The organism is Thermoclostridium caenicola, from assembly GCF_900142095.1.
In the GTDB taxonomy this organism is placed as follows: Bacteria; Bacillota; Clostridia; order DSM-8532; family DSM-8532; genus Thermoclostridium_A; species Thermoclostridium_A caenicola.
Genome location: NZ_FQZP01000016.1, coordinates 38,438 through 47,055, shown reverse-complemented (window position 1 = coordinate 47,055; position 8,618 = coordinate 38,438). Strand labels below are relative to the sequence as shown.

7 protein-coding genes and 3 tRNA genes are annotated in these 8,618 nt (G+C 52.3%); all 10 read left to right on the top strand.

Translation table 11 applies throughout. The annotated features are described in order from the left end of the window. The first annotated feature begins 158 nt into the window (after positions 1–158). The 10 genes from F3H12_RS06260 (at position 159) to F3H12_RS06215 (ending at position 8,472) form a co-directional block, all read left to right on the top strand. A tRNA-His gene (locus F3H12_RS06260) sits at positions 159–235 on the top strand. Positions 236–373: 138 nt separating this feature from the next. Continuing rightward, a tRNA-Gln gene (locus F3H12_RS06255) sits at positions 374–449 on the top strand. A 5-nt stretch (positions 450–454) separates the two neighbouring features. Then, positions 455–530: transfer RNA gene (locus F3H12_RS06250), tRNA-Lys, on the top strand. Positions 531–749: 219 nt separating this feature from the next. Beyond that, positions 750–1,046: a hypothetical protein gene (locus F3H12_RS06245; protein WP_149678485.1), complete on the top strand. Its 297-nt coding sequence runs from the start codon at positions 750–752 to the stop codon at positions 1,044–1,046. A 118-nt stretch (positions 1,047–1,164) separates the two neighbouring features. Next, entirely contained in the window at positions 1,165–1,410 is a 246-nt protein-coding gene (locus F3H12_RS06240; protein WP_149678484.1) for an AbrB/MazE/SpoVT family DNA-binding domain-containing protein, read from the top strand. Between the two features lie 229 nt (positions 1,411–1,639). Then, complete coding sequence (locus tag F3H12_RS06235) at positions 1,640–2,839, top strand: saccharopine dehydrogenase family protein (protein ID WP_149678483.1); 1,200 nt, start codon at positions 1,640–1,642, stop codon at positions 2,837–2,839. A gap of 10 nt (positions 2,840–2,849) precedes the next feature. Beyond that, on the top strand, positions 2,850–3,983 hold the full coding sequence (gene nspC / locus F3H12_RS06230) for a carboxynorspermidine decarboxylase (RefSeq protein ID WP_149678482.1): 1,134 nt from the start codon (positions 2,850–2,852) through the stop codon (positions 3,981–3,983). A gap of 211 nt (positions 3,984–4,194) precedes the next feature. Further along, a complete protein-coding gene (gene speA, locus F3H12_RS06225; protein ID WP_149678481.1) occupies positions 4,195–6,111 on the top strand; it encodes a biosynthetic arginine decarboxylase in 1,917 nt (638 codons plus the stop codon). Positions 6,112–6,212: 101 nt separating this feature from the next. Further along, entirely contained in the window at positions 6,213–7,010 is a 798-nt protein-coding gene (locus F3H12_RS06220) for an NYN domain-containing protein (protein WP_422822201.1), read from the top strand. A 223-nt stretch (positions 7,011–7,233) separates the two neighbouring features. Beyond that, positions 7,234–8,472, top strand: coding sequence for a transglutaminase domain-containing protein (locus F3H12_RS06215; RefSeq protein ID WP_188118409.1), 1,239 nt, complete (start codon positions 7,234–7,236; stop codon positions 8,470–8,472). The last annotated feature ends 146 nt before the right edge of the window (positions 8,473–8,618 follow it).

Below are 8,618 nucleotides of genomic sequence, written 5' to 3'. Positions count from 1 at the left end.
TTTCAGTTCGTTCTTTGTCAAGGTGATCTGCTCCTTGCTCATACTGACATTTTCTCGGATCAGTTACACCCTGACAATATCACAGAACAACAACATGGATGATCTTTTTGCTTGACAAACAGGCGCTAAGGCCTTAAAATAGTCTTTGCGCCAGCATGGTGGGTATAGCTCAGTTGGTTAGAGTGCCAGGTTGTGGCCCTGGAGGTCATGGGTTCGAACCCCATTACCCACCCCAACAAGTCAGGTCAACAGAGGTTGGAAACTGAGACGAGCTCCGGTTTCCAACTTCGAAACTGACTTTTTATTTTTTCAAAAGCGTTGCTTGACAAAGCGGCAAACACTGATTATAATTGTTGTTGCGTCTTTTTTATGGTGGGATGTAGCCAAGTTGGTAAGGCACCAGACTTTGACTCTGGCATGCGTAGGTTCGAGTCCTGCCATCCCAGCCAGATATGACCCACTAGCTCAGGCGGTAGAGCACTTGACTTTTAATCAAGGTGTCCGGAGTTCGAGTCTCCGGTGGGTCACCAGGGCCCTTGCAACGCAACGTTGCAAGGGCTTTTTGTATCACTGGATGTTTTCGGTGCAGCCCTTGATTTCCGGTACGTCATACTGTAAAGCCATGGGACCGGGAACTGTATCGGAGCAGCCGGTGATAGGGCCATGGTTTGGTTCAATATCTCATTGCGCATTCAAGGATATTCATATATGATATGTTCATGATAACCTTGTTGCAAGGGAGAATGGATATGCGATTGCGTGCTACTGTATTGACAGTTATGGTGTGCCTTTTGGTAATGGTGCTGGCCGGCTGTGGTAAGGCGGAATACCTTGGAAAATACTATAACGAGTATGACGAATCGATATATATTGAACTTAAGGCCGACAACGTGCTCGTTGTGAACATGGGCAGCACCGTGATGGAGGGGACATATGAAGTTAACGGAGAGGACATCACCTTGAGTTTGGTAGGGATGAAAACTTGGGGTAAGATTTTTGGCAAGATGATCCTTGACCCCGATGGTACTGCCTGGTATAAAAAGTAGGTTTCAGAAATCAACGTCAGGCACAGAACCGGTATCCGGTTTGTGCCTGAATTTGTTGTTTCATTTGTGAAAAAGAGGGGTAAAAAATAATTTAGCGCACATTTATGAGGAGGTCACTATGAAATCGACGGGTATTGTGAGGAAACTGGATGAACTTGGACGTGTTGTGCTGCCTGTGGAGCTCAGACGCAAGCTCGGTATTGAAATCAGGGATGCCATGGAACTCAAAGTGGACGGCTGCTATGTTGTCCTTCAGAAATATAAGCCCAGATGCACGTTCTGCAAGACCACCGAGAACGTGATCGAGAAAAAGGACAAGTTGATCTGCGAAAACTGTCTCAATGAACTGAAAAACCTGAAATAATCTGCAGCATATGATCGCATATCAGGGGCACCATTCGGGCAGCCCCTTTTCTTATGCCTGTTTCTCTGCATAATTCTGTGCCGAAGTGGCAGATTAAACATGTTACAGGCCCTTTTCCGAATATTTATGAATTTTTATTCAAAAATTCTTGATGGAACGATGGGCTTTATGTATAATGCACATTATGTATAATGCACTTGCAATTTTGCAGAAAATGGAGGTATTGGAATTGGGAAAAGCCCTTATTATCGGTGCAGGCGGCGTGGGCAACGTGGTTGTCCACAAATGCTGTCAGAATCCTGATGTGTTTGAGGAGATTCTCATCGCGAGCAGAACAAAGTCAAAGTGCGATGCGCTCAAGGAAAAACTGGACGGTGGACGGACAAGGATTCAGACCGCCCAGGTGAATGCGGATGACGCAAAGGAAGTGGCCAGACTCATCAATGATTTCAGGCCCGATGTGGTCATCAATGTGGCATTGCCCTACCAGGATCTGGCGATCATGGACGCCTGTCTGGAGACCGGGGTACATTATCTGGACACGGCCAATTACGAGCCTCCCGAAACAGCGAAGTTTGAGTATAAGTGGCAGTGGGCATACCATGACCGGTTTAAGGAAAAAGGCATCACCGCCGTGTTGGGATGCGGATTTGATCCCGGCGTAACCGGCGTCTTCTGCGCCTATGCCCTTAAGCATTATTTTGACGAGATCCACTACATCGATATCCTGGACGCCAATGCCGGCGACCACGGTTATCCTTTTGCCACCAACTTCAACCCGGAGATCAATATCCGTGAGGTAACCGCCAAGGGCCGCTATTATGAGGACGGCCAATGGAAGGAGACAGAGCCCCTGTCGGTAAAGAGGGTATATGACTTCCCGCAGATTGGGCCCAAGAATATCTACCTGCTCTACCATGAGGAACTGGAGTCCCTGGCAAAGAATGTCCCGGGCATTAAGAGAATCCGTTTCTGGATGACATTCTCCGACAGCTACCTCACCCACCTGAAGGTGCTTGAGAATGTGGGCATGACCTCCATCAAGCCCATCCTCTTTGAGGGGAAGGAGATCATACCGTTGCAGTTCCTCAAGGCGGTGCTGCCCGATCCGGCTTCCCTGGGTCCGAGAACCAAGGGCAAAACCAATATCGGCTGCATCATGCAGGGCGTCAAGGATGGAAAGCCCGTCAAATACTATGTGTATAATGTCTGCGATCACCAGGAGGCCTATGCGGAAGTGGGATCCCAGGCCATATCCTACACCACCGGTGTTCCGGCCATGATTGGTGCCATGATGATCATCAAGGGAATATGGAAAAAGCCCGGTGTCTATAATGTGGAGGAGTTCGATCCCGATCCGTTCATGGAAGAGCTGAACAAGCAGGGATTGCCGTGGTACGAGGACTTCGCTCCCGCGTTGCTGGATTGAGGGTGAGTCTATGGAACTGGACTTTCATAAGCTGCCCACACCCTGCTATATCGTGGATGAGCGCCTCCTGAAAAGGAACCTGGAGATCCTGGATTCGGTCCAGCAGAAAACCGGATGCCGTATCCTGCTGGCCCTGAAGGGATTCTCCATGTATGCCGTTTTTCCGCTGATTCGGAAGTACCTGAAAGGCATTACGGCGAGCTCCCTGTTCGAGGCGCGCCTTGGCTTCGAGGAAATGGGCGGGGAAGTGCATATCTATTCTCCCGCCTATATCGAGGATGAGTTCGATGAGATAATGAAATACTGCGACCATATCGTCTTCAACTCCTTCAGCCAGTGGCGCAAATACAGGGATAGGGTAAGGAATTATCCCAAACCCATCGAGTGCGGCATCCGGGTCAATCCGGAGTATTCGGAGATTGAAACGCCCATCTATAATCCCTGCTATGCCCATTCCAGGCTCGGGGTAACCCTGGACAACTTCAGGCCCGATGAACTGGACGGGTTTGTGGGCCTCCATTTCCACACCATGTGCGAGCAGAACTCCGATACGCTGGAACGGACCGTCAGGGTCATCGAGGAAAAGTTCGGCCCCTATATCGGGCAGATGAAATGGGTGAATTTCGGAGGCGGCCACCACATCACGCGTACGGATTACGACCTGGCAAGGCTGGAGAGGACCATTCTGGCCTTCCGGGACAAGTATGGCGTGGATGTGTATCTGGAACCGGGAGAGGCGATTGCCCTCAATACCGGGTACCTGGTGGCCAGCGTCCTGGATATCGTCCGCAACGGCATGGATATCGCCATTCTGGATACCTCTGCGGCATGCCACATGCCCGATGTCCTTGAAATGCCCTATCGGCCCAACATCATCGGTGCGGGCAAGCCCGGCGAATATGCCCATACCTACCGGCTGGGCGGTCTCACATGCCTTGCCGGGGATGTCATCGGCGACTATTCGTTCCCCGAGCCGCTGAAGCCGGGTGACAGGCTGGTATTCTGCGATATGGCACACTACACCATGGTGAAGAATAACATGTTCAATGGCGTGAACCTGCCGTCCATCGCCCTGTTCAGCGAAGAAGACGGGATCCGGATCCTGAAGCGGTTCGGGTATTCCGACTACAAATTGCGCCTGTGAGAATGAGAAGCCGTACTCAGCGCGTTGATTATGCTGCCGGGGCATGGCGCTGGTTTCTGAAAGCCGTTGTTGCATGACAGATAATAGCGACTGCGTTCCCTTTGCGGCATGCAGAAAAGTTGATGCATGTAAAACCGGATTTGTGCAGACGAACCGGTTTTATCTTATCCGGTAAAACCGGTATCAGGATTAGGATGGAAGGTTGATTGCTATGAACAAGACGGATGTGCTTAGCCGCTGGACGAAAGAGAAGTCCGAAGAGCTTTACGGCATAAAAAACTGGGGCGCCGGATATTTCTCCATATCCGACAAGGGAGAGGTAGTTGTCAACCCGTACAAGGACCAATCTTCGGGTGTCAGCATCATGGATATCATCTCCGGCGTCCGGGAACGCGGAATGGACATGCCGGTCCTGCTTCGGTTCGAGAACCTGTTGGACGCGCAGATCTCCTTTTTGAACAATTCCTTCAGGGAAGCCATGGGGAAGCTGGGCTACAAGGGCCAGTACAAGGGGGTTTATCCCATCAAGGTCAATCAGCAGCAACAGGTGGTCGAGGAAGTGACCCGGTTTGGGGAGCGTTACCACCACGGCCTGGAAGTGGGCAGCAAGGCGGAACTCATTGCCGCCCTATCCCTGATGAAGGACAGGGAGGCCTGCCTCATCTGCAACGGCTACAAGGACGAAGAATTTGTGGATCTGGGGCTCTATGCCGTGAAGATGGGGTTCAAATGCATCTTCGTGATAGAGATCCCCAATGAGGTGGATATTGTGTTGGAGCGCTCCCGTGCCCTGGGCGTAAAACCCATTATCGGGCTCCGCATCAAGCTCTCGTCGAAGGCCGGCGGCCACTGGACCGAGTCGGGCGGGGACCGCAGCCTGTTTGGCCTGAACATGTCCCAGCTCATCGAGGTGGTGGATAAGCTCAAGGAAGAGAAGATGCTGGACTGCCTGAAGCTGCTCCATTACCATCTGGGCTCCCAGATACCCAATATCCGTGATATCCGCGCAGCCGTCCTGGAGGCTACCCGTGTTTATGCGGAACTGGTCAAGGAAGGAGCGCCCATGGGCTACCTGGACCTGGGCGGAGGCCTGGCCGTGGACTACGACGGTTCCAATACCAACTTCACCCACAGCCGCAACTATACGGTGGAGGAGTACTGCACCGATATCGTGGAAGCGGTCATGACCGTGCTGGATGCCGAGAAAATACCGCATCCCATCATCGTGACCGAATCCGGACGCGCGGTGGTGGCCTATTACTCGGTGCTCCTGTTCAACGTGCTGGATGTGGAAAGGTTTGAGACCTATGACGTGCCCGAACAGCCCGATGAGAACGCATCGGAACAGATCAGGAACCTGTATGACGTTTACAGAAACATCTCGGTCAAGAACATCCAGGAATGCTATAACGACGCGCTGTATTACCGGGATGAGATCCGCGACATGTTCAAGCATGGCCGGATCAGCCTGAGAGAGCGCGCCCTGGCCGAAAAACTGTTCTGGAATACCATGTACCAGATTGCCAGGGAGAAGGAGGAGCTGAAGCATTTCCCGCCGGAACTGGAGGATATCGAGCATGCCCTGGCCGACATCTATTATGGCAATTTCTCGGTGTTCCAGTCCATTCCGGACAGCTGGGCCATCGATCAGCTCTTTCCCATCATGCCGGTGCACCGCTTGCTGGAACTGCCCAGAAGAAACGCGGTGATTGCCGATATCACCTGCGACTGCGACGGCAAGATCGATCGGTTCATCGATCTGCACGATGTGCGCAAGAGCATTCCGCTCCATGAACTGAAAAACGGCGATGATTACTACCTGGGCGTGTTCCTGGTGGGCGCCTACCAGGAAACCCTGGGTGATCTCCACAACCTGTTCGGCGATACCAACGTGGTCAGCGTCCGGATCAATCCCGACGGCACCTTTGATCTGACCAAGGAACTTCATGGGGACAGCGTGTCCGATGTCCTGTCCTATGTGGAGTATGATCCCAAGATCATGTGCGCGAATTTCCGGGAAACCTGCGAGGAGGCTATACGCAGCGGTTACATCAGCGCCAGTGAAAGACGCGAGATCATGCGGGCCTATGAAAACGGATTGAGGGGATACACCTACTACGAGCGCTAGGCGGAACATTCCGTGTATGACCCATAAATTGGATCCTTTCTCGCCTTCTTTCGTGGATGCCAGTCCCGTGGTCCAGTTGGTATAATTAAAGGAAGAAGGTTATGAGAAAAGGGGGAATCGGGATGGAAGACATGCAGGATCTGCGGCTGGCCGTTCTGATAGATGCGGATAATGTGCCATACAGCAATATCAAGGCGGTGATGGAGGAAATCGCCCTGTATGGCACACCGACTTTCAAGCGAATCTACGGCGATTGGACAAAGCCCACCCTGTCCGGATGGAAGGGTGTGCTTCTGGAAAACGCCATAACACCCATACAGCAGTACAGCTATACAACAGGGAAGAACTCCACCGACTCGGCCATGATCATCGATGCCATGGACATCCTCTATTCCGGGAAGGTGGATGGTTTTTGTATTGTTTCCAGCGACAGCGATTTCACACGCCTGGCCATCCGCCTGCGGGAAGCGGGCATGAAGGTGATCGGCATCGGGGAAAAGAAGACCCCCAGCCCGTTCATTGCGGCATGTGACAAGTTCATCTACCTGGAGATCATCGGAAAGTCGGAAGAGAAGAAGGAAACTCCGCCGCCCAAGGTTAAAAGCCCGAAAACCAGCAAGCCCAGCAGTGAAGCCGAGAGCGATGACAGGATCCCTGAAGATGTGATAAAATTGATATCTTCCACCATATCGGATCTGGCCGACGACTCGGGATGGGCTTTCCTGGGAGAGGTGGGAAGCCTCATCCAGAAAAAAAGACCTGATTTTGACTCCAGAAACTACGGGTTCAACAAGCTGACCCCGCTTATCAAGGCTATCAACCGTTTTGAGATTGACGAGCGGGACACCGGAAAACCCCATATCAAGCATATTTATGTCCGAAACAAGAATGTGAAATAACTTTGCCAGTCATTTCATATGGTACACATATAGCATGGATGCTGGAGTATGAATGTGTAATGCCTGAACACCGATTGACGGAGGTATGGGTTTGTCATATCGCTATGCTGGCTTCAGACAATGCCAAAGATGCGGTTCCTATATACCAATTAACTGGAAGCATTGCGGACGATGCGGCCACCCCGCTAAACGCCGTTCCGGGGGCTGGGGGTGGGCCTTTTTTGTGCTGCTGGTTTTTGCGGCCTTTCTGTACAGGGCCCAGATCGCCCAATGGGTCCAGGGGCGCTTCATGATTCCGGACAGGGAGGATGTCACTCCCGGGAAGACAGCCGGTCAGATTCCGGCCGCTGAGCCTTTCCGGCCCGAAACTCCTGAAACCTCTTTTCGGGCAGGGAATAACAGTACTGCAGAACCTGTCGCGTCGTCCGGGCTTTCACCGGACATGGCCGGGGATACCGGCTTAGATCGCAAAACCGGTGCGATGACCGGCGAGCGGAAGGAGGCTACCAGCCTTACCTACGGTCAGAAAATCGAGCGGATACATACGCTGATCCGGGAAGCCCTGAAGGATGCCAGGGAGCAGGTTTCCCTTCCCGTCCTGGGAACGGAAAACGATTCCGAAATCATTTTTGACATCATCGAACAGATCGTCCTGGAAGACCCTGAGATCATGTTTTATGAGGGCTGCCGCTACCGGTCGGACGGCCAGCTGACGCTGAGATACAGCAAAAGCCGGGACGAAGTCTTAAGCGCCGTACAGGCCACGTCTCAGCGGGCTGATGAGATCATCGCCGCCATTATTGAGCCGGGTATGACTGATTTTGAAAAGGAACTGGCCATTCATGACTATATCGTGAACAATTGCCGGTACGATATAGAGAACCAGCGAAAGGGCAGTACACCACCGGAAGCCTATACGGCCTATGGCGTCCTGGTAAACGGTTCGGCCGTGTGCGAAGGGTATGCCAAGGCCATGAAGCTGCTGCTGGATCGGGTGAATATCCGCAGCCTGGTGGTGGTCGGATATTCCAAGGGAAATGCCCACGCATGGAATATGGTCTGCCTGGACGGGCAGTACTACCATGTGGACACCACCTGGGATGATCCGGTGATGGCCGGCGGTTCGCAGGTTTTGACCCACGTCTATTTCAATTTGGCAGACCATGAGATTCAGAAGGATCATTCCTGGGACAAGGCGGCTTATCCCCAATGCGTGGATACGCTGTACAACTATTACCATTACTATGGGCTGACTGTGGCTTCTCCTGATGAATTTTCAGGCCTTGTGGGAGCGGCGGTCGCCGACGGCAGGGATCACCTGTCCCTGCGAATTCTCGATTATGACACGGGAGGTTATGATATCCCAAGGCTTATCCAGAACACGGCAAATGCATGGGGGATCAGGGGCCTGACCTATTCGGTCAACGATGCGTACGGCGTGGTGGACATCTGGGTCAGGTGAAGGCTTATCTCCCGCAGCTTATTGCCGGGTTTGGTTCTTAAGAAAAATGTAAGAAATCCGTCAGGCCTTTCGTAAGGTTATCCTGTTAGGATAATGCCCGGGCTTGAAGGGTTTCTTTCTTTTTTGCTGAAACTTTTTGCGCCGTA

Coding starts and splice junctions, on each gene's coding strand:
- F3H12_RS06245 (WP_149678485.1), top strand. CDS start 750: ATGCGATTGCGTGCTACTGTATTGACAGTTATGGTGTGCCTTTTGGTA.
- F3H12_RS06240 (WP_149678484.1), top strand. CDS start 1,165: ATGAAATCGACGGGTATTGTGAGGAAACTGGATGAACTTGGACGTGTT.
- nspC (WP_149678482.1), top strand. CDS start 2,850: ATGGAACTGGACTTTCATAAGCTGCCCACACCCTGCTATATCGTGGAT.
- speA (WP_149678481.1), top strand. CDS start 4,195: ATGAACAAGACGGATGTGCTTAGCCGCTGGACGAAAGAGAAGTCCGAA.
- F3H12_RS06220 (WP_422822201.1), top strand. CDS start 6,213: ATGAGAAAAGGGGGAATCGGGATGGAAGACATGCAGGATCTGCGGCTG.